Source organism: Thermogutta sp. (genome assembly GCF_014359955.1).
Lineage (GTDB): Bacteria > Planctomycetota > Planctomycetia > Pirellulales > Thermoguttaceae > Thermogutta.
Genome location: NZ_JACIYL010001105.1, coordinates 1 through 1037, shown reverse-complemented (window position 1 = coordinate 1037; position 1037 = coordinate 1). Strand labels below are relative to the sequence as shown.

Sequence of the window (1037 nt, the reverse complement as noted above, 5' to 3'; positions counted from 1 at the left end):
CGAAGACCGCCCGAAGTGGCTGGGTGCAGCGCTGGGCGAAAGCCTGTGCTGTCTGAAACGCAGTTTCGAAAGCGTCCTGAAAATCCTCTTTCTCGCGAAATGGCAGCAACGAGTTCGTCGCGCCCTGGTTTTGACTGGCCGGTAGCGGCTGGCGATTGGCGTCCACGAGCCAGACAGCCTTGCCGAGCAAGGAGGTCTCTGGTGGAAGCTCCTGCTGAATGGTACGGGCGAATGTCCACCAGTCACCGGGAATGCTCGTCACGGGAATCAGAACCAACACATCGCCCTCCAGAGTAGGCTGGGCTTGGATAGTGACCAAGACCGAGGGATCGCTCGGCAAGCGTACATTTGTCGGATCATGGAAGACCACGCGGAATGAAAGATCATTTTTCTCGGAAAATTCTAAGCCATAGACGGTGAGTTTGATGACATTATTCGTAGTATTATCAAAAACCAGCCGCCCGTTAATCGGTCCCACATAGTGCCGCCCGGCCCTCGCTGTCACATCTTCGGTGTGGAACTGGACTGTGACCGGCCAGGGATAGGGCTTACTGATCTGGACGGGCAATGAGATTTCCCGCTTCGTCAGAGGCGGCGGGCAGACGGAAAGAGGCTGTACGAATAACCCAGGGGGGCGAGGAGGATAAATGAGTTTGATCGACTTTTCGAGCCGGTTCTGGGCAACACCGTCAATCTCGGTAACCACTACTTTAAAAGAGCGTACCTGCTCATAATCCGCATCCTGCACAGGCAGCAAGCGGATGGGGAGCTGGACCTCGGTTTGCCCGGGAGGAAAAGTCAGCTTTGTATCGACTGCCACGTAGTGTCGTCCGGACAGAGCCGTTTCATCGAAGGTTTGTACGCGGAACACGACAGGTGACACAACCGGGCGCGAAAGCCTGAACGTCACCACAGCGGCTTCGGTGCCCTGGGGAGCGAGATTCACATCGCCCGCTTCCACGAACAGATTTGAACTGCTGCCTGGAAATTGCAGTAGAACGTGCAGACGCTCCTCCAGATTTAAACTGTTGTCGATC

Annotated in this window: 1 protein-coding gene; it reads right to left on the bottom strand. The window is 55.7% G+C overall.

Going from position 1 to position 1037, the window contains the following annotated elements; all coding sequences use genetic code 11:
* Window positions 1–1037 (bottom strand): Calx-beta domain-containing protein (locus tag H5U08_RS19685; RefSeq protein WP_297037143.1); only part of this gene is annotated, 1037 nt, incomplete at both ends.